The organism is Rhizobium bangladeshense (assembly GCF_001662075.1).
In the GTDB taxonomy this organism is placed as follows: domain Bacteria; phylum Pseudomonadota; class Alphaproteobacteria; order Rhizobiales; family Rhizobiaceae; genus Rhizobium; species Rhizobium bangladeshense_B.
In genome coordinates this window covers 190,394-208,402 of sequence record NZ_LYPL01000008.1, presented here as the reverse complement: position 1 = coordinate 208,402, position 18,009 = coordinate 190,394, and the positions used below count along the sequence as shown (strand labels likewise).

Here is an 18,009-nt window from a genome sequence, read left to right as displayed (position 1 = left end):
GCACCGTCCGTCAAGATACCATCACAGTCGGCAGTTATGGAGAACGCATGGAAACACCCTGGAAGATCAGCCGCGGGCCGATTGCGGCGACCGAGCTCGACGTGCAGAAGGCCAACGCGATCAACAGCATGTTGATCCGGCCGGTCGGCGTGCTTCCGGCCAAGCCAGGCGATCCGGTCCTCCCCTTCGCCGTCGGCCTGTTCAACGAGCTGCGCCCGCTCTTGAAGCCCGATGCCGGCGTGACGACGCTCCGGCGCGCGACTGCTGCCTATGTCCATTGCCGGCGTTATTATTTCGCCAGCGCCCAGCCCGATTCCATGCGCCACAACATCGACGGCCAGCCGGTCGAGCCTTTGTCGGTGGAAGATCGGCTGGTCGCGCAGAAACGCTTCCTGAGCCTCAAGCAGAGCGTCAAGGCCGAGGCGCCCGAACCGGCGCCGGCTCCCTCTCCCGTCCCGAGCAAGAACGAACAGATCCGCGCCGCCCTTCTGCGCGGCAGAAAGAGCACCGTCAGCTAGCAATGTCGATTGGCGGATCCTTCGCCCGCAAGAGCGCCATCAGCATCGGGCCGAGCGCGAATTCACCGCGTCCGGCGCGTCGCGTGAGATCCCTTAGATAGCCGCCGGCGGAGTTGATGCACCCTCCCCTTTGCAGGATGCAGGCCATGATGGTGGCGGCATTTTCCGGCCCCATCACCGAACAGGCTTCCACATAGGCCGGCGGGCTGACGCGCAGCATCGCGCGCACGGTGACCGCCGCCACCATGAGATCCCGCCAGCTGCCGATGGCCCCGCCTGGACCGTAATCGATGATATCGGGGCAGGCCTGCAGCACCTTGCCGAGCGGGAAGGAGTTCAATCTCCTGGCATGCGTCCGGGATACGGCCTGCAACCCCTGCCCGCCGTCCCCTCGCCTGCCCTGCTGATGGTTTTTCAGCTCTGCTCTCGGCTGATCGTCCGGCCTCGCCTCCTGCCCCGTCTCCAGGCCGAGTTCAGATTCAGATAGGGATTCGGGATTCGAATTCTGTATGTGGCGCTCAAACTGGGATTCATTGGTGCTCGCCATTTGTACTTTCTCACGCGATTCCAATGTGTTGATGATGGTGAGGCGGAGCATCTCCAGCTTTTCGAGGACAGGTGGCAGATTGTCGAGCGTTGCCGCCTTCGGGTTGCGCTGCAGCAGCGCGTGAAACAGCGAAGAGATCCGCTCCCACTCGCCGGGAACGGCCTCCTCGACGGCCGCGGCGAGCAGCTTGGCGATATCGCGCCGGCAGATCGTCAACCGCTCCTTCATTGCCCGCAGCATATGCCGGTCGGCGGCGAGTCCGGCCGCCATCGCCTCGATCTCCGAGGCGCGGGCCAGAAGCGGGGCGAGACTGAAACCATAGGCCTCGTCGATCCCGCCTGCCCTGCCGCGGCGGACATAGCGCTTGCCGTTCGGGCTGTCCTTGCGGGAGATCAGGCCGGCCTCGACCAGCACCGCGAGATGCCGGCGCAGCGTTGCGGCGGCCATGCCGCGTGCCCGGAGCGAAAGCTGAGCGTTCGAGGGAAAGACCACCAGCCCCTTTTCGCTGGAGAGCTCGTCCTCGGGATAAAAGCTCAGCAGCGCATCGAGCACGGTGAGCGCCCGGTCGGTCACGTGGAGCCCTGCCCGCGCTTCGCAGACCGATCTGAACAATTTCCACTTGTTGCGCGTCGTTCCGGCCGCGATTGCTTCGCCGCGCCGCTGTTTCAGCAGCAGGGCAAGCGACATCGGCCGCCGCCCGAAGGGCGTCGTCACAGATTCACTCTCCATTTCCTTCACCTCTATTCAGGCAAAAGAAATCCGCTCACCAAAACGATGCGAGGGTTGAGGCTACTGCAGCGTCATTGCCGCATCTGAAAAGACACGGGCGGGCGCTTCAGGACTCTTGACGGGGATTCGGGAAAATGCGATTCTCTGTCTTGCTTAAGGATGTGAGAAGGGCTTCCACGACTCGTTCGTTTGGGGGCCTTTTTCTTTTGCGGTTTCAGTCTCCTTATTTGCCCTCCTCAGCGAGGAATTGCTCATAGAGCGCATCCAGCCTGCCGGAGAGAAATTCACCGAAGCGGCCGGCATTTTTCGCCTTCATCGAGAGCGAGAACGCCTTGCCGTCATTCTTCATTTCCGCCTGCACCGCCTTGTCCAGCGGCTGCCATGTCACCTTCCTGGCGGCGGTGGTCTTCTTCACCGGCCGCGCGCTTTTGTTCAGCGCCGCATAGAGCGCTTCGAAACGTTTGTCGGAAGGTAACTGATGAAAGTTGTCCTCTTCGAGGACCTTGGCGACACTTGCCGTATTGGCCGATTTGCCGGCGAGCAGCGATAGTTCCACCCAGCGCTCGCGCCCGACGCCGGGCGCGGGTCCGATCGCCTGGACGACATCCTGCGACAGGCGGCCCATGACCGACAGCATCTTCGAGACCGAAGCCGCATTGGCGGCGAGCGCCGTCGAGATGACCTCCCTGTCGTAGCCGAGCTCTTCCAGCCGCCTGGCAAAAAACGCGCGCTCGATGAAGGTGAGGTCGGCGCGCGCCGAATTTTCCTGGCCTTGGGCGATGACATGGGTCCGGTCGTCCATCGTCTTGACGACGGCGCGGACATTGCGGCCGAGTGCGCGGGCGGCGCGCAGGCGCCGGTGGCCGAAGACCACCTGATAACGCCCCTCGATCCTGGTGTGGGGACGCACCAGGATGGGCGTGTCCTGCCCACGCGCGCGGATCGCTTCGACCAATGCTTGGAAGTCCTCGTCATCCTCGGAGAGGCGGTCCTTGACGAAGGAGGCTTCGACGAGATCCGGGTCGAGGTCGACAACCGCCTCGCCCTCCAGGAATTTTTCCGCCTGCTTGGCGAGTTCATCCAGAGAGCGGACGAGTGACCGGCCTGCGCCGCGCATCGCATAATTCGGCGCGCCCGCGTTTTCATCGGGCATATCGGCGAGCCCCTCCAGCAGATTCTTTCGTGCCATCAGCTTCCTCCGATTGCGGTCATTGCATTGATTCGGTTCAAGGAAACGGCGAACTTGTCAGCCGACAAATTCACCGCCCCCATGCCTGGTGAATGAGGCCGGCGATCTCCGCATTGACGGCGTCCATCGCCTCGATCGCGCGATCATAGGTTCCCCGGTTCATCGAGGATCGCTCGACCTCGTAAAGCGTCTGCTTGGTGATGCCGGCATCCGAGATCGCCGTCGATTTGACCATCTGGCTCTTCAGCATGAATTCGTGGAACATGGTCGACATGAACCCGACCATTTGCGCCTGCGGCACGTCGGTCGGCTCATAACGGGTAATGAGATAGCGGTACCAGGAAAGGTTCACCTCGGCGCCGGCCGCGCGAATCGGCTTCAGGATGCCGCCGAGCATGAGCAGGAACTGGCCCATCGACATGACGTCGAGCATCTGCGGATGGATGGTGATCAAGACGCTGGTCGCAGCCGTCAGCGCTGTCAGCGTGAGGTAGCCGAGCTGCGGCGGGCAATCGATGACGACGACATCGTAGCGATCGTCGACCTCGGCAAGCGCCCGCGAGATGCGCGTGAAGAAGGTCTTGCCGTCATTGCTCGATTTGTCGGCCATGGCGAGCGGCGTGTCGTATTCGTATTCCTGCAGATCGAGATTGGCCGGCACGATATCGAGGCCGGGGAAATTGGTCTTGTGGATGATCTCCGAGAGCTTCTTCTTCTCGCCGTCATAGCGGATCGCCTCATAAAGCGAGGAGGCCTGGTCGAATTCCGGCTGGAAGCCGTGCAGGGAAGAGAGCGAAGCCTGCGGATCAAGATCGACGGCGAGCACGCGGTGGCCGGTCAAGGCCAGATGCTGGGCGAGATGGGCCGCCGTCGTCGTCTTGCCCGAGCCGCCCTTGAAGTTGACGACGGCAATGACCTGCAGCTTCTCATGGCCGCGGCGGTGAGGCACATACATGCGGCTCTCGGAGCGGCCATGCGCATCGAGATAGCGCCTGAGCTCCAGCATCTGCTCGGCGCTGTAGGAGCGGCGGCCGGAAGGCGAGGTCTGCGGGCAGGGGCCTTTGCCTTCGAGATGCAGTTTCTTCAGCGTGCTCTGCGACGCCCCGACGTAATTGGCGACCTCGGCAAGAGAGAAGCTGCGGAGCGTCTTCTTCGCGTTTGGCGGAAAGCGCTGCACGCTCAAGAGATGCAGCTTCTTCGAAATCACGTCGCCGTGCTCGAGAATCTGATCCTCGAAATGCGGCGGCGCGGCCTTCAAGGCGTTCGAATTAGCGTTCATCGGCGGCAATCTCTCGGATAACGATTTTCGGGATCAAAAGCCCCTGTAACCGTTATTATCCGCGATTCTCCGATGCCGGCCAAGAAATTTAAGGTTAACGGATATTAACCTTTTCGGTGCTCGTTCAAGCACTTGGCGCTTGCTGCATGATGTCTGAAGGGCCTGAGCCATTGGGGGCCGGGGGCGCGGACAACGCGCCCCCGGCGGCGCCCGGCCGAAGGGGAGGGGCATTCGGCGGGCTTAACTCAACGGCGTTTCGCCTGTGGTGATCCGCTGCTCGTCCGCGCCGAAGAGGTGCACGGCATCGTGGATCGGCGCGATCTTCAATATATCGCCGGGCGCGGCCCTGATCCGCTCGCGGAAGACGCAGGTGAGCGTCTGCGCTCCCAGCCGGACGAGGACAAGGGTTTCCGAGCCCGTCGGTTCGACGACGATGGTTGTCACCTCGATGCCGTCGGGGGCGAGCCTGATATGTTCGGGACGGATGCCGTAGATGACGGCGTTTGCCGGGCGGCGCTCGCTCGGCAGCAGCAGGCCATCCTCAGTGCGGAAGCCGTTCTCCGTCATGCTGCCTTTGATGAAATTCATCGCCGGCGAGCCGATGAAGCCGGCGACGAAGAGATTGCTCGGCCGGTCGTAAAGTTCGAGCGGCGAGCCGGACTGCTCGATCAGCCCGTCCTTCATGACGACGATCTTGTCGGCCATGGTCATGGCTTCGATCTGGTCGTGGGTGACGTAGATCGTCGTTGTCTGCAGCCGCTGGTGCAGTTCCTTGATCTCCGAGCGCATCTGCACGCGCAGCTTGGCGTCGAGGTTCGACAAGGGCTCGTCGAACAGGAAGACGGCGGGATCGCGCACGATGGCGCGGCCCATGGCGACGCGCTGCCGCTGGCCGCCGGAAAGCTGCTTCGGATAGCGCTCCAAGAGATTTTCGAGGCCGAGGATCTTTGCCGCATTGCCGACCCGTTTGTCGATTTCCGTCCGCGGCATCCGTTTCAGCCGCAGCGAGAAGCCCATGTTCTTGGCCACCGTCATATGCGGATAGAGCGCGTAGTTCTGGAACACCATGGCGATGTCGCGATCCTTCGGCGCAAGCTCGTTGACGATATGCCTGCCGATCTGGATCTGGCCCGAGGTGATGCCCTCCAGCCCGGCGATCATCCTCAGAAGCGTCGATTTCCCGCAGCCGGAGGGGCCGACCAGCACGACGAACTCACCGTCGCCGATATCGACCGACACGCCTTTGATGGCTTTGAACGCGCCGTAATCCTTGCGCGCATTGTTGACCGAAACATGGGCCATGAAACTCCTCCAGAATTCGCCGTCAAAGTCCGTTCAAGACGCTTTTGAGAAAATCGAGGCCAAGGCGCTCGCCTTCCTTGCGCGCATGGAGATCCTTGCCCGGCCAGCCATAGGCGGCATCCTCATGCTCGATCGAGAGTGTGCCATCGAAACCATGGCCGCGGGCCTGGCTGAGGAAACGCGGCCAGTCGAGCAGGCCGAGCCCCGGCAGCTTGTATTGCCACCAGCCCCTGCCGTGATAGCCGATCGCCTGCAGCGCCTCCTTGTCGATCGCCGTATCCTTGGCATGCAGGATGGCGATGCGATCCTTCACCGCCTCCATCGCCCGGTAGGGATCGACGCCGATGCGGATGAAGTGCGAGGGATCAAATTCCAGCCCGAAGCGGCGATCCGGGATTCTGGCGAAAAGCTCCTGCCAGCCCTTCGGCGTCGTGCCGATGAAATTGTCTTTCGGTCCCGGCCAGTTTTCGATCGCGAAGGTGAGGCCGGAGGACCGCGTCTCGGCGATCAGACCGTTCGCGAAGTCGGCGAAGTCGTCATAATTGGCCTCATCGTTGGCGCTGTCGTCCCGGCCCGGGAAGATCACGAAGATCGGCACGCCGGTCTCGCCGATCGCCTGGGCGAACTCCGCCGTCCTCGCCCTGAGCTCGCGGCGCTTGTCGCGATCGGCATCGAGCTGGTTGCCGAAATAGGTGATCGAGGAGACGAAGAGGCCGCGGTGCCTCGCAAGCGCGACGGCGTCCGCCACCCGGTCCGGCGTCTTGATATGGCCGACATCGATCTCGATGGCGTCGAAACCGGCCGAGGCGCCGAAATCCACCACTTCCTCCAGCGGGCGGTCATTGAATGTCGAGGTATAGAAGCCGATCTTCACCATATCCTCCGATCCTCATCAAAATCCGGGGGCCTTGCGGCCGTTTCAACTGTTCAGCCGATCCATGTTTTTCAGCGGCGAGCGCGTGCGCTGCGCCACATCCGCCGATGCGAGCATCAGCGCCGCCGCCATCGGCATGGCGGCCGCGCCGATCGCCGAGGCGTCCTCGCCGATCGAGGCCCGATGCAGCGAGGGAAGGTTGCTATCCCCGGCATCGAGATGCTCGTGCACATAACGCAGCAATTCATCGACGATGCGGATCGGCAGCCTGCCGCCGACGAGCACGGCGTCGGGATCGACGATCATGGCGATATGTTTGACGGCGACCGCCAGATGCGCGCTCATTTCCTTCAGCCACTGCGAAACGAGACGCCTTCCATGTGCGTCGAGCGTCAGCAGGTCCTGGGGAACGCTTACCTCGATGCCGTGTTTGGCCAGGAAATCATAGAGGAAGAACAGCGAGAAGATCTCGCCGAGAAGCTGGACCTTCTGGCCCTTGCCGTCGCGGCCATCGGCGATCGGCAGCCAGCCGATCTCGCCGCTAAGGCCCATGGCGCCGCGATGGCCGTTGCCGTCAAGCACCAGGCCGCCGCCCGGGCAGGCATTGACGGCGATATAGAAGAAGCTGCTGCTTTCGGCGCCGAGGCCGTAATCGAGCTCGGCAAGGGCTGCGGCATTGGCTTCGTTCTCGATGAAGACGGGATGTGGCGTCAGGTTCTCGAGGGCGGCGCGCACATCGAATTCGGTCCATTCCTGATAGGCATCCGGCTTGCCGAGCAGCGAGATTTCGCCCAGCCAATCCGGCACCGCAAGGCCAATGCCGCAAAGGCGCGCATCGTCGATCAGCCGGCTGCGCTGAAAATGCGAGATCGCATCCGATGTCAGCTGCATGAATTCGCCGGGCAGGATGAAGCGTTTTTCGTGATGTACGCGGGCTCGCACGTTGCCAACGGCATCGACGGCGAGGATCGTCAGATGGTCGCGGTCGATATTGACGCCGATCGCGTAAGAGGCATCCGGGTTGATCTCCAGCTCGATCGCCGGCTGGCCCCGGAGGCCATGTCGCCGACGGGCTTCCATGATCAGGCCTTCGTCGAGCAGGCGGTCGACGATGCGGGCGATGGCCGGCTTGGTAAAACCGGTGCGCCGCGCGATTTCGGCCCGCGATATCGGCGCCTGGCGGTGGATGCAGCGGAGGACGACGGCCCTGTTGTGCTCGCCCGCATCTTCGACATTGGCCCCCGTCAGATCCGGGGAGAGCCTGGTGCCGAGTGTCTGGTTCATGCGTTCGATCCTTCCTCACGCGTGAAGAATGAAGCAGACCGTCTCATCCCTTCACCGCGCCGCTGGTCATCGCGCCGAGGATCAGCCTCTGCAGCGACAGGAAGGCTACGATCGCCGGAACGACCGAGATCAGGCAGGCGGCGGCAAGCAGCTGGATGGACGAGTCGGTCTGCATGCCGCGGAAGTTAAAGATCCCAACGCCGATCGGCATCAGGTCATTTTTGGTGAGCAGCAGGAAAGGCACCAGGAATTGCGACCAGCCGGCAATGACGGTGATGATGAAGACGGAAGCGATGCCCGGCGCCGACAGGGGCAGAATGATCCGCCAGAAGACCGAGAACCGGTTGCAGCCGTCGATCATCGCCGCCTCGTCGAGGCTGCGCGGAATGCCGTCGACCGTGCTTTTCAACAGCCAGGTCGCCAGCGGAACACCGAGCGCGATATAGACCATGACGACGGCAAAATGCGTATCCAGCATTCCGAGCCGGTTCATGTAGCGGTAGAGCGGCACCATGATGACGAGCGGCGAGATCATCTGGAAAAGCAGCAGCCCCATCATCGACAGGCCCTTGCCGCGGAAATTGAAGCGGGAAAAGGCGTAGGCCGCTGGCAGCGCCACGATCAGCACGCCGAAGCCGCTGAGCGCCGCGAGCTTGAGGCCATTCCAGAGATAGATCGGGAAATAGCTGTTGTTGAGAACCGTGATGAAGTTCTGGATGGTGGGATTGTCGGGAATATAGCGCGCCGCGCCGCGATAGATCTCGCGCTTGTCGCGCATCGCCATCGACAGGAGATAGGTGAGGGGGCCGGCGAAGAAGATGAACATCGCCAGCATGAAGAGATAGCTCATGGCATCGCCGAGCCGGCTTCCGGTGCGTTGGCTCATTGCTCTTCCTCCTTCGGCAGGAACGACGCATAGACGAAGGCGAGCCCGAGGCTGATGACCAGCATCAGCACGGAGAGCACGCTGCCGCCGGAGAGATCGTAGTTCCGGAAGACGATGTTGAAGACGTAGAGCGAGATGACCTCGGTCGCCCGCCCGGGACCGCCGCCGGTCAGCGTGATGATCGCATCGAAGGTGTTCACCGTCTGGATGGTGATCAGGATCATGTTGACGAGGATGGCGGCGCGCAACTGCGGCAGCGTGACGAAGAAGAACTGCTGCGAGGCGGTCGCGCCGTCGACCTCGGCGGCTTCATAAAGCGAGGGATCGATCGCCTTCAGCGCCGCATACATGACGACCATGGAAAAGGCCGTGCCGCGCCAGATGTTGGAGATCAGCGTCGACCATGGCGCGATAGCGGGATCCGAAAGCCAGGCAACGGTCGGCATGTGCATCAGCCTCAGAATGCTATTCAGCGCGCCGTAGGGCGCTTCGGAAAACAGCATCTGCCAGATGATGCCGCCGGCAATGCCGGGCACGACCCAGGCGACGAGCGCCGTCGTTCTCAGGATCGTCGTGCCGAACAGGCCGCGCTTTTCGCCGCGAATGACGGTGACGGCGACGGCAAGGCCGAGGATCTGCTGGCCGATGACGCTGCCGCCGACGAAGATGAGGGTGGCCCATAAAATGTCGGGCAGCTGCGGCGAGCTCAACGCATTGGTGATCGAGCCCAGCGTATAGTCCTGATTGTCGCCGATCAGCGTCGCATTGGTGAAGGAAAGCCGGAAAACATCGATGACGGGGTAGAGATAGAATATGCCGATGACGATGATCACGGGCATGATCCAGGGCAGCGGCGCACCGGCGAACCGGCGCATGAACGTTCTGCTTTGAGGCGGGCTGTCGGCCTCGATGGCAATAGGGCTCATTGGCTTCTCTGTCCTGATTTGGCACTGTCGACGGCGCCTGCTGACAGGCGCTGTCGCGCTCAGAAGCTGCCCCTCACCCTAGCCCTCTCCCCGTAAACGGGGAGAGGGGACGTGCCCTGCGAGGCGCTGGCGAGGGACGGAGAGGTCGCGGCTTGTCCCTTCGCCCCGTTTACGGGGAGAAGGTGGCGGCAGCCGGATGAGGGGCTGGCCGCGGCTAGCAACATCACAGACGCTTGTAAGCCTCCATCGCCGCGCTGAATGCGGCATCCAGGGCTTCTTCCGGCTTCTTCGTGCCCGAAAGCACGTCCCCCATCATGATCTGGATCTGGTTCGATATTTCAGGATAGATCGGCACGCCGGGGCGGGCCTGGCCGTTGACCAGAGCCTGAGCGAAGGTCTTGTTGGCTTCAGTGGAGAAGACCTCGTATTTGTCGAACAGCGATTTGCGGGTCGGCAGCTGCTGCTGCAGCGCGTTGGCCGGGCCCATATAGACCTCGCGGGCGAGGTTGGCGCACATCTCGATCTTCTCCTTGTCCTTGCTGAAGGAGGCAATCGTCCAGCCGCCGGTGCCGGTGGAGCGCTGATCGGCCGTCGGGCCGGGGATCGGCGAGAAGGTCCAGTTGGCGAACTCGTCTTCCTCCAGCGTCGTCTTCAGCTGCGCATATTGCCAGTTGCCGCCGATGAAGAGGGCGGTTGTGCCGGCTGCCGCCGCAGCGTTCATGTCGTCGTAATTGGCGATGGTGCTGACGCGTTTGGGAGCCGCGCCGGAATCGACGAGATCCTTGAAGTAGTTCAGCGCCTTCAGGAATTTCTCCTTGTTCTCGCCTTCGCCGAACACCGGCTTGCCGCTGTCGTCGACGAGCTTGCCGCCGAGCGCCCAGTAATTGGCGAGCCAGTCGAAGGTCGTGCCTTCCCAGCGCCCGCCATTGAAGAGCACGCCTTCCATGCCTTCCTTGGTGGAGGTAAGGGCGGCCTTCTTCAGGTCGTCCCAGGTCTCAGGCGCATCTGCTACAATCGATTTGTTGCGGTAGAGCACGCGAAGGTCCGTATCCCACCACCAGGCGCGCACCGTCTGGTCCTTGTCGGTGATGCCGGCGCGGATAAAGGGGAAGAGATCGTCCACTTCTTCCTTGGAGAAGTAGGGGGTGAAATCGGCCAGCACCTTGTTGACCATGAACTGCGACAGCACGAAGGAGTCGACGGCGGCGCAATCCGGCGCATTGCCGGCCTTGGCCTGCTCCAACATCTTGGCCTGTTCGGTGCCGATGTCGGAGGACATGAACTGCATCTGCATTTTCCATTCGGGATGCTTCTTGATGAATTCGACGAACAGTTTCTGATAGCCCTCCGCAATGGCGGGGTCGGAATTGTTCGGGCTGTCGTTGGTCAGGCGGACGACGAGGGTTTTGGCCGCATCGGCAAGGCCGATCCGGTCTTTGGTGGCAAGTTCCTGGGCAAAAATGGCGGATGCTGAAAATAAGATAGTGCTCAGCGCCAATGCGCTGACGGTCGCGCTCTTCATGATGGGTCTCCTCCCCATTTTGAACGATTACAGCCTGGCGGTCAGTTGACCTCTCCTCATTTCCGTGCTGCATTAATTAGATTAAGTTACTTTGATTTGATGTCAAGCCAGAGCTTTGGGAGGATCAAGATGCTGGCGACATTCAACACCAGCTAGCGCGCCGCCGACGAAAATCGAGTCGACTTCGCGAGGTGATGCGCCGGATCGAGGTGATGGAGCGTCTCTCCTGGACGCGCGGCGCATCCACCGCGCAATTTTCCCGAGGAAGAGCCCGAGCGATCGCGGATGACCGTGACCGTAAGCGGCGGTTTTTGCCCGGCGGCAGCCGGAAACCAACTCTGTGGAGGAGAAGATGCGTTTACTCATTCTCGGCACCGGCGGCATGGCCAACCAGCACGCCGCACGCTTCAAGGCGATCGAAGGCGTCAGCGTCGTCGGCGGTGTCGATGTCGTTCCGGAAAGGCTCGCGGCCTTCTGCACCGAACATGGCATCGCCAATCATTTCCTCTCGCTCGAGGATGCGCTTGCCTGGGGCGAGTTCGATGCGGTCGCCAATGTCACGCCCGACAGCATCCACCACCCGACGACGCTGCAGGCGATTGCCGCCGGCAAGCATGTCTTCTGCGAAAAGCCGCTCGCCACCGACGCGGCGAAAGCCATGGAAATGACCGAGGCGATCGAGCGGGCGGGCAAGGTCGGCATGGTCAACTTCACCTACCGCAACTCGCCGGCGCTGCAGAAAGGCCGGCAGATGGTGCTCGCCGGCGAGATCGGCGCGGTGCGCCATGTCGAGGCGTCGCACCTGCAAAGCTGGCTGGTCGGCCGCCACTGGGGCGATTGGAAGAGCGAAAGCAAATGGCTGTGGCGGCTGAGCAAGAGGCACGGCTCGAACGGCGCGCTCGGCGATATCGGCATCCACATCGTCGATTTCGCTTCCTACGGCTCCGACCTCGACGTCGCCCATGTCTTCGCCCGGCTGAAGACCTTCGACAAGGCGCCGGGCCATAAGATCGGCGAGTACGATCTCGATGCCAATGACAGCTTCACGATGAATGTTGATTTCACCAATGGCGCGATCGGCACGATCCAGGCAACGCGCACCGCCGCCGGCCAGATGGATCAGCTGCGCCTCCGGGTCTATGGCGAAACCGGCTCGGTCGAGATGATCTATGACACCGGCAAGTCGACCCTGCGCGCCTGCCTCGGCGAGGATGTGCACACGGCAACCTGGCGCGACGTGCCCTTCGATCCCGTCGAGACCAACTATCAGCGTTTTGTCCAGGCGGTGCGGGCGGGCAAGACGCAGGAACCGTCCTTCCGCCGCGCGGCGAATATCCAGAAGGTGCTCGACAAGGCGCTGGCCTCAGACCTCAGCCACAAGGACGAGGCGCTCACTTAGGCCGAGGCCGGCGGCAGCAGCAGCGTGTTGAGGAAGGGCAGCAGCGCCGCACCGAGCGCCACGCCGCCGCCGCTGAAGCTTGCCGGCCGCATCGGCGAAATCCACGGCGTGATGATCGGTCGCGTCGACGTATCGCGCCGCTCGATGGAAAGCTGGTGTATCAGCGCCTCGATCACCCCCTGCGGCAGGTCTCCGCCGACCATGACGGTGCTCGGGGCGAAGAAACCGGCCATGGCGATGATCGGATCGAGCAGATGGCCTGCCGCCTCGCGGATCCATTGCGACAGCAAGGGACAGGCGAATTCCTCGCCCTTCATCAGCCGGGCGAAATCCTCTTCGCCGATGCGCGCGCGTAGCGAGCGGAAGCCGACGACGGTGTTGAGCTGGACATTGTCGGGCCCGGTCAGCATTTCGCCGATGCTGCCCGCCCGTCCGTGCACGCCGGAGTAAGGAACGCCGCGGATGAGGAAGCCCGCCTGTACGTCCTCGTCGATGATGATCATTGCGAGCCCGCCCTCCGGCAGGGCACTGCCGATCGTCCGCTCGGCAAGAAGGCCCGCCGTGCACTCGTTCTCGACATAGGGCCGCGCAATCGTCGACATTGCGGCAATTGCGTCGCTCTCGTCCTCCGTCCAGTCGTTGGCGGCGATGCCGAGCCCGATGACCGGCAGGACGGCGTGCCGGTTGACCATGTCGCGAGCGGCTGCATGCACTAGCTGAACCCTTTCAGCCCGGTCCACCTCGAAATAGGCCCGCTCATGCACCTGGCCGCTCAGATCGACGAGCACGATCTCGCCGCGCCGTTCGCGAAGCTTGACGCCGACCGAAAAGGCGCCTTCCGGCCGCAGCGCAAATTCCATCGCCGTCGCGCCGCCGCCAAGCCCGATGCGGCGGTTCGAGGTGACGAGCTTCTCCTCCGCCAGCCGCCGCAGAATATTGGTTATGCCGGGCCCGGTCAGCCCGCTGTGGTGCCCAAGCTCGGTGCGCGTCAGTGGCCCGTGCCGGCGGATCGCTTCCAGGATGACGCGAATATTCCGGTCAGCGATCTCGCCCGACCTCAGACCCACCGTTTTGGCGCGCGGACCGCCCATCTCCTGGGTGTGAAGCCGACGCGGCCCTGACCGAAAATACCGCATGAGCGTCTTTCCTAGAGCACTATCTCGATTGTCTATCACGCTTGCAGGTGTTCGTAACGATTTTCCGGTAGATGCTTGTAACCAAGGGCCGCGCTCTACACAGTTAAAGTGCGGGCGGAATTACTTACGTGGAGAGTTGAATTCAACAGATGACCGATGAACATTCTCCCGCCACCGACCGCGACCCAAACGCCACCCATCCAATTCTCGTCTTGCGAGGAAGCGTCAGATACCTCTTCATGTTCCTTTGCGTCTGCCTCTCACTTGTCTCCCTTGGGCAGATCGAAATGAGCAGACCCACGAGTGGTATCGGAGAGGGCCTGTTCGCGATCCTGTTCCTCGGCGTCATCGTTTATGTTGCGGTAAAGGCCCGGCAGGCGGATTTCACGAAGCCCTTGATGGTAATCGGACCCCACGGCATCACGGGTCAAAAGCTGCCGAAGCTCATCCCTTGGTCAATGATCGAGCGTGTTGATATGCCCCGGGCCTGGTGGGCGGGGCTGATCTATCTGACTGTGCGCAAGGATGCTGATCCGGAAATACTTGAACAACTGCGCAAGCGGCAGCCTCTTGAAAGGACCGTCGCGATACCGCACAGATGGGTTCCGGGGTTCCGTTCAAGCGAAGTCAAGGACATCGTAAATCGCTACATTGAACGCTCGCACTAAAGCTGAAGCCGAATGAAATGTCTGCCTCAGACGGTGTATCCCAAGGTCGCCCCGACCGGCCATACATTCAGTAGCTGCAAGGCCGATCGTTGCCGAAGCCATCGCGGCAGGCAGGTCTGAGACCATAGTCGACGCTGCTATATCCAACCGAGCCAGTTTGCACCGAGTCGGTTGAGCTGGTCGTGCAGGAAGGCAACGAGACGGCAACCGCGATGACGGCTGCTACGGCTGCCAATGATTTGCGAATCTGCAACATCCCTATCCCTCCCCATCGCCAGCCGAGAGCCGGCGTCGTCAGTGTGATTACCGCGCAGATAGGCCGATGCGGCGATCGGTAAACTGTTGTGCCCGATCAAGATTTCGTTATTCGTTGAAAGGCGGTCGACTTTGTGCCTTTCCCCACCGAGCCAATGATACCTGATCGCGTTGCATGACCTCAACAACGCTGCAACCCCATGACAAAGCTGCTTTCCAAGTTGCGGAAACCAAAGCGCGAACTTCGGCTGGGAAATGAGGCGCCGAGGAGGCGGATCGTTTCAAGCGCCTGCTTTTGCACAGGACTTAAACCGGCGCGACTGTCTTGGGCCGCGATTCTAGACAAGTGTCTCGGCGGAGCTCCGGTGCTAAGGCGACCTGAACATGTATGATATTATTCTTCTTTTCCTGGCCGGCTTGTTGGCAGGCAGCATGAATGCGCTGGCGGGCGGCGGGTCGTTCGTATCCCTGCCTGCGCTGATATCGGTCGGAGTGCCGTCGGTTGCCGCAAACGCGACAAGCACTTTAGCCTTGTTTCCCGGCGGTATGGCGAGCTCGTGGGTCTACCGTGATGGGGTTAAGAGTGTGTGCGGTATCAATGTCGTGGCCATCGCTATCGTGACAGTGTTGGGTGGTGTGGCCGGAAGTGTTTTGTTACTTCTAACCCCATCCAGGATCTTCGATGGAATCCTGCCATTGCTTTTGCTGGTGGCGACATTGATGCTGGCTGCAGGGCCAAGGCTCAGCGCAAAGCTTCAGACGCAGGCACGTCCGCGTGTTCTGGCCTTCGCAATGGTCCAGTTCTTTCTCGGTCTTTATGGCGGCTATTTCGGCGGCGCAGTAGGCCTTATGATGCTCGCGGCATGGAGCGTGCTCGGAGGCGGGGAGATCAAGAGCCTCAATCCGACAAGAATGGTGATGGTCACTGCCGCGAACGCGGTCGCCGTCGTCGTTTTCGTAGTGGCCGGGGCAATTGTATGGCAACAGTGCGTTTCCATGACATTGGGAGCCATTATCGGCGGGTGGATCGGAGCGCATGTCGGACGCAGGCTGCCATCATCGATCGTCCGGACGGTAACCCTCGCGGTCGCTCTCTTGACGACCGCGGTGTTCTTTTCCCGAGCTTACCTTTGAGCGGAGGCCCGGCACCCTCGACGAATCTGAGGACCTAAATCCAACAGACTGAAGACGCGGGTTCCGATTGGAGGGCGCCCTTCAGCGCGGCATCATGTTCGTCCATGTTAGAGAAAACACGCCGATGCCGGGCAAATGCATCCTTCCCGCCGTTTGCCGGCCGCCCCTTTGGGACGATGATTGGCGTTGCGGCCGGCTCGCCATCGTCATTGGCGGACAGTTCGACAAGCCGGCCTGCCAACGCCACCGGTTGAACGTCAGTCAGGCCGCGGTCGCGGTCAGCCCGGTATCGTTGGATCACGGGCTCCTGGCTTGCGGAGGGATTCGACTTCTTCAGAAAGGCGATCCTTGATTTCGTCGTGAGCGTCGGATGCAACCGCGACCGCGTGTTGGTAGGCATTGGAAGCGATGGCGGTGCCTTGATCGACAAGTTCGGAGGTCTGTTCGCTTATCGCTTCCTTGGTGGCATCCGATGCTTCGCCAGCGAGTTCATCTTCAATTTCAGTGCTCGGAAGCGCCGCGCCGACCGCGGCTCCGACTGCAAAAGCCAATGCGCCGCCGACCAGCGGTTGATCGCGGAACTGGTGGAGGATCATTGTATTGAGCTTGTTTGTCTGTTCTTGTAGGTTCGTTACGGCAGAAGAGGCTTGGCCGGCGAGCGCACTCGCCGTTTCCGTTGCGCGGTCGGAAATGCCTTGCACAGCAGTCTTTGCTTGCTCCCACTTTTCGGCGGCCCAACCGGATGCAGCGTCCAGCACAGCCCCGGTCTCATCGACAATCTGGTCGACCCGCTTGCCGCTGGCATCGACGAAACCGCGATAGGTCTTGCCGGTTTCATCGACAAAATGACCCGCACGGCGTCCCGATTCATCAGTGAGAGCCTTAAGCGTCTTGCCGGTGCTGTCGGAGAAGTGGCTGTATCGAACGCCCCCGACGGAGGTCGGCGGCCCAAGGCGGCGCACAGGCCCCTGAACGGGATAGAGGTCATATTCCGGCTCGGTTGACGTCGTTGAGCCGATCGCCGTTGAAGGAGTGCCTTTGGCCATCAGCCAGGCGAGGCTGATGCCCATCAGCGCCACCGGAAGCGGATTTTCCTTAAGCGCTCGGCCGAGGTTTCCGACGAATTCGCTGCCGCCGCTGTTTTTGGCGTAGGCGATAACCTCGTCGACCAGTTGGCCAGGTGACATCCTCTCCTGGATTGCATTGATACGTTCCCCAAGTCGCTGGCGATCTTGGTCGATTTCGCGCTGAAGCTCCAGCGACGACTTGTCTGAAGACGTTTCCATCAGAGTTTATCCTTCACGGTTTGCACGTCTCGACGAAGCGAAGTCGTGGTGCGTTCAAGAGCCAAATTGCTGCGGCGGAAGGCCGCAAGGCCCCGCCTGATCATGATCCATGCGATAAGGCCGATGACCACGCTGACGATGATCGCAGCGAGCGCACTGGCCGTAGGCTCTGTGAACCCTTGCGCCACGAACAGCGCGGCGACACCGCTGACGACGGCGCTCAACAGCACGCCGACGGCTCCGATTGCCAGGATCGTTCCTATGAGCAGGATTTCGACGCCGCTTAAGGCAGCCGACAGCTTTTCCGATGCTTCCGCTTTGGCGAGGTCGATCTCCTTGCGCAGCAGACCAGCAACGTCACCCAAAAGCCCGCCGATCAACTCGGCCAGTGATGTGTTTTCAGATGGCTTAGCCATTTTGGTTGTCCTTGCTTCCCGAAACAAATGCCGTTGCAGACGGAGCAGTTGTCCGAGCCTTATTATTCTGGGCTTGGTTGGTCCGTTTCGCGGAGGCGGTCAGAAACCGGCTTGCAGTCAGCCCGGCGAGGGCGGCAATTCCCAGAAACGCGATCGGCTGCCTGCGACCGAAATCCTCAGCCAGGATAGCCATCTCCCCGAGGTCCTTGCCCTCCACCCGTCTTGCCGCACTGGCAACGCTGCGACCGAGTTCCCGAGCGTAGCGCCCGACGTGCCGCTGATCGGAGCTTTCGAGCTCCGCCCCTACCTTCTCCAATGCAATTGCAATGCCGCTCAGCTGATGAGCGGCAAAGTGCACCTGCTCGGAGAACACCTCTTTTGCCTTATCCAGGCCGGCGTCGGATGCCTCCTTCACCATCTCCTTGGTCGAGCTGATATCGTCGCTGATCTTGTTTTTCAGATCAGTGGTCGGAGAGGCGTCCGCAGGCCGGCTTCGTTCTCCTTCCGGCGCGGAAAATACGTCAGTCATTGAGGCCTCCATAGCTTGTAGTGTGTGTCAGCGCCGAACCTCAATCTTCCCGCTTTGTTCCAGGAGGATGAGAAGTTCCTCGGCCCCGGCGTATCCTGGCTTTGTTCCATTCTTCGACACTTCGTCGATG

At 61.6% G+C, this 18,009-nt stretch carries 18 protein-coding genes; 4 read left to right on the top strand and 14 right to left on the bottom strand.

Going from position 1 to position 18,009, the window contains the following annotated elements:
• The first annotated feature begins 47 nt into the window (after nt 1-47).
• The gene (locus A7X77_RS17685; RefSeq protein WP_064684147.1) at nt 48-518 is read left to right on the top strand and encodes a ProQ/FINO family protein; all 471 of its coding nucleotides are present in this window, start codon (nt 48-50) and stop codon (nt 516-518) included.
• Here the strand turns inward: A7X77_RS17685 and repC are convergent.
• The 9 genes from repC to A7X77_RS17640 all read right to left on the bottom strand — a co-directional run bounded on the left by repC (nt 511) and on the right by A7X77_RS17640 (nt 11,056).
• Complete coding sequence (gene repC / locus A7X77_RS17680; protein ID WP_064684146.1) at nt 511-1,794, bottom strand: plasmid replication protein RepC; 1,284 nt, start codon at nt 1,792-1,794, stop codon at nt 511-513. The genes A7X77_RS17685 and repC overlap by 8 nt on opposite strands.
• A 223-nt stretch (nt 1,795-2,017) precedes the next feature.
• Complete coding sequence (gene repB / locus A7X77_RS17675; RefSeq protein ID WP_064684145.1) at nt 2,018-2,983, bottom strand: plasmid partitioning protein RepB; 966 nt, start codon at nt 2,981-2,983, stop codon at nt 2,018-2,020.
• A 70-nt stretch (nt 2,984-3,053) separates the two neighbouring features.
• Nucleotides 3,054-4,262, bottom strand: coding sequence for a plasmid partitioning protein RepA (gene repA / locus A7X77_RS17670; RefSeq protein ID WP_064684144.1), 1,209 nt, complete (start codon nt 4,260-4,262; stop codon nt 3,054-3,056).
• A 240-nt stretch (nt 4,263-4,502) separates the two neighbouring features.
• The gene (locus tag A7X77_RS17665) at nt 4,503-5,564 is read right to left on the bottom strand and encodes an ABC transporter ATP-binding protein (protein ID WP_064684143.1); all 1,062 of its coding nucleotides are present in this window, start codon (nt 5,562-5,564) and stop codon (nt 4,503-4,505) included.
• Between the two features lie 22 nt (nt 5,565-5,586).
• Nucleotides 5,587-6,438: a sugar phosphate isomerase/epimerase family protein gene (locus A7X77_RS17660; RefSeq protein WP_064684238.1), complete on the bottom strand. Its 852-nt coding sequence runs from the start codon at nt 6,436-6,438 to the stop codon at nt 5,587-5,589.
• Between the two features lie 45 nt (nt 6,439-6,483).
• Nucleotides 6,484-7,722, bottom strand: a complete 1,239-nt coding sequence (locus tag A7X77_RS17655) for an ROK family transcriptional regulator (RefSeq protein ID WP_064684142.1) — start codon at nt 7,720-7,722, stop codon at nt 6,484-6,486.
• Between the two features lie 43 nt (nt 7,723-7,765).
• Nucleotides 7,766-8,608 carry a carbohydrate ABC transporter permease gene (locus A7X77_RS17650; RefSeq protein ID WP_064684141.1) on the bottom strand — a complete coding sequence of 281 codons (843 nt, stop codon included), beginning with the start codon at nt 8,606-8,608 and terminating at the stop codon, nt 7,766-7,768.
• Nucleotides 8,605-9,534 (bottom strand): carbohydrate ABC transporter permease, encoded by a 930-nt coding sequence (locus A7X77_RS17645; RefSeq protein WP_064684140.1) that lies wholly within the window; start codon nt 9,532-9,534, stop codon nt 8,605-8,607. The genes A7X77_RS17650 and A7X77_RS17645 overlap by 4 nt, the downstream gene beginning before the upstream one ends.
• Before the next feature lie 223 nt (nt 9,535-9,757).
• A complete protein-coding gene (locus A7X77_RS17640) occupies nt 9,758-11,056 on the bottom strand; it encodes an extracellular solute-binding protein (RefSeq protein WP_064684139.1) in 1,299 nt (432 codons plus the stop codon).
• Between the two features lie 352 nt (nt 11,057-11,408).
• On the opposite strand from A7X77_RS17640, the gene A7X77_RS17635 reads away from it, so the two are divergent.
• A complete protein-coding gene (locus tag A7X77_RS17635) occupies nt 11,409-12,455 on the top strand; it encodes a Gfo/Idh/MocA family protein (protein ID WP_064684138.1) in 1,047 nt (348 codons plus the stop codon).
• Here the strand turns inward: A7X77_RS17635 and A7X77_RS17630 are convergent.
• Nucleotides 12,452-13,591 (bottom strand): ROK family transcriptional regulator, encoded by a 1,140-nt coding sequence (locus A7X77_RS17630; RefSeq protein WP_064684137.1) that lies wholly within the window; start codon nt 13,589-13,591, stop codon nt 12,452-12,454. The genes A7X77_RS17635 and A7X77_RS17630 overlap by 4 nt on opposite strands.
• A gap of 149 nt (nt 13,592-13,740) precedes the next feature.
• On the opposite strand from A7X77_RS17630, the gene A7X77_RS17625 reads away from it, so the two are divergent.
• The gene (locus A7X77_RS17625) at nt 13,741-14,259 is read left to right on the top strand and encodes a hypothetical protein (protein WP_064684136.1); all 519 of its coding nucleotides are present in this window, start codon (nt 13,741-13,743) and stop codon (nt 14,257-14,259) included.
• Nucleotides 14,260-14,326: 67 nt separating this feature from the next.
• Here A7X77_RS17625 and A7X77_RS34010 read toward each other — a convergent pair whose 3' ends face one another.
• Nucleotides 14,327-14,515: a hypothetical protein gene (locus tag A7X77_RS34010; RefSeq protein ID WP_010056880.1), complete on the bottom strand. Its 189-nt coding sequence runs from the start codon at nt 14,513-14,515 to the stop codon at nt 14,327-14,329.
• Nucleotides 14,516-14,898: 383 nt separating this feature from the next.
• Between A7X77_RS34010 and A7X77_RS17620 the strand changes: the two genes are divergently transcribed.
• Nucleotides 14,899-15,648 (top strand): sulfite exporter TauE/SafE family protein, encoded by a 750-nt coding sequence (locus A7X77_RS17620; RefSeq protein ID WP_064684135.1) that lies wholly within the window; start codon nt 14,899-14,901, stop codon nt 15,646-15,648.
• A 278-nt stretch (nt 15,649-15,926) separates the two neighbouring features.
• Here the strand turns inward: A7X77_RS17620 and A7X77_RS17615 are convergent, their stop codons facing one another.
• The 3 genes from A7X77_RS17615 to A7X77_RS17605 are packed head-to-tail and all read right to left on the bottom strand — an operon-like array spanning nt 15,927 to nt 17,879.
• The gene (locus A7X77_RS17615) at nt 15,927-16,934 is read right to left on the bottom strand and encodes a DUF3618 domain-containing protein (RefSeq protein ID WP_064684134.1); all 1,008 of its coding nucleotides are present in this window, start codon (nt 16,932-16,934) and stop codon (nt 15,927-15,929) included.
• Entirely contained in the window at nt 16,934-17,350 is a 417-nt protein-coding gene (locus A7X77_RS17610) for a phage holin family protein (protein ID WP_064684133.1), read from the bottom strand. Before A7X77_RS17610 ends, A7X77_RS17615 begins: the two co-directional genes overlap by 1 nt.
• Nucleotides 17,343-17,879, bottom strand: a complete 537-nt coding sequence (locus A7X77_RS17605) for a hypothetical protein (protein WP_064684237.1) — start codon at nt 17,877-17,879, stop codon at nt 17,343-17,345. The genes A7X77_RS17610 and A7X77_RS17605 overlap by 8 nt, the downstream gene beginning before the upstream one ends.
• Nucleotides 17,880-18,009 lie beyond the last annotated feature (130 nt).

What these genes read in the sequence shown, in the direction of transcription:
- A7X77_RS17685 (WP_064684147.1), top strand. Translation starts at nt 48, where the DNA reads ATGGAAACACCCTGGAAGATCAGCCGCGGGCCGATTGCGGCGACCGAG.
- repC (WP_064684146.1), bottom strand. Translation starts at nt 1,794, where the DNA reads ATGGAGAGTGAATCTGTGACGACGCCCTTCGGGCGGCGGCCGATGTCG.
- repB (WP_064684145.1), bottom strand. Translation starts at nt 2,983, where the DNA reads ATGGCACGAAAGAATCTGCTGGAGGGGCTCGCCGATATGCCCGATGAA.
- repA (WP_064684144.1), bottom strand. Translation starts at nt 4,262, where the DNA reads ATGAACGCTAATTCGAACGCCTTGAAGGCCGCGCCGCCGCATTTCGAG.
- A7X77_RS17665 (WP_064684143.1), bottom strand. Translation starts at nt 5,564, where the DNA reads ATGGCCCATGTTTCGGTCAACAATGCGCGCAAGGATTACGGCGCGTTC.
- A7X77_RS17655 (WP_064684142.1), bottom strand. Translation starts at nt 7,722, where the DNA reads ATGAACCAGACACTCGGCACCAGGCTCTCCCCGGATCTGACGGGGGCC.
- A7X77_RS17650 (WP_064684141.1), bottom strand. Translation starts at nt 8,608, where the DNA reads ATGAGCCAACGCACCGGAAGCCGGCTCGGCGATGCCATGAGCTATCTC.
- A7X77_RS17645 (WP_064684140.1), bottom strand. Translation starts at nt 9,534, where the DNA reads ATGAGCCCTATTGCCATCGAGGCCGACAGCCCGCCTCAAAGCAGAACG.
- A7X77_RS17640 (WP_064684139.1), bottom strand. Translation starts at nt 11,056, where the DNA reads ATGAAGAGCGCGACCGTCAGCGCATTGGCGCTGAGCACTATCTTATTT.
- A7X77_RS17635 (WP_064684138.1), top strand. Translation starts at nt 11,409, where the DNA reads ATGCGTTTACTCATTCTCGGCACCGGCGGCATGGCCAACCAGCACGCC.
- A7X77_RS17630 (WP_064684137.1), bottom strand. Translation starts at nt 13,591, where the DNA reads ATGCGGTATTTTCGGTCAGGGCCGCGTCGGCTTCACACCCAGGAGATG.
- A7X77_RS17625 (WP_064684136.1), top strand. Translation starts at nt 13,741, where the DNA reads ATGACCGATGAACATTCTCCCGCCACCGACCGCGACCCAAACGCCACC.
- A7X77_RS34010 (WP_010056880.1), bottom strand. Translation starts at nt 14,515, where the DNA reads ATGTTGCAGATTCGCAAATCATTGGCAGCCGTAGCAGCCGTCATCGCG.
- A7X77_RS17620 (WP_064684135.1), top strand. Translation starts at nt 14,899, where the DNA reads ATGTATGATATTATTCTTCTTTTCCTGGCCGGCTTGTTGGCAGGCAGC.
- A7X77_RS17615 (WP_064684134.1), bottom strand. Translation starts at nt 16,934, where the DNA reads ATGGAAACGTCTTCAGACAAGTCGTCGCTGGAGCTTCAGCGCGAAATC.
- A7X77_RS17610 (WP_064684133.1), bottom strand. Translation starts at nt 17,350, where the DNA reads ATGGCTAAGCCATCTGAAAACACATCACTGGCCGAGTTGATCGGCGGG.
- A7X77_RS17605 (WP_064684237.1), bottom strand. Translation starts at nt 17,879, where the DNA reads ATGACTGACGTATTTTCCGCGCCGGAAGGAGAACGAAGCCGGCCTGCG.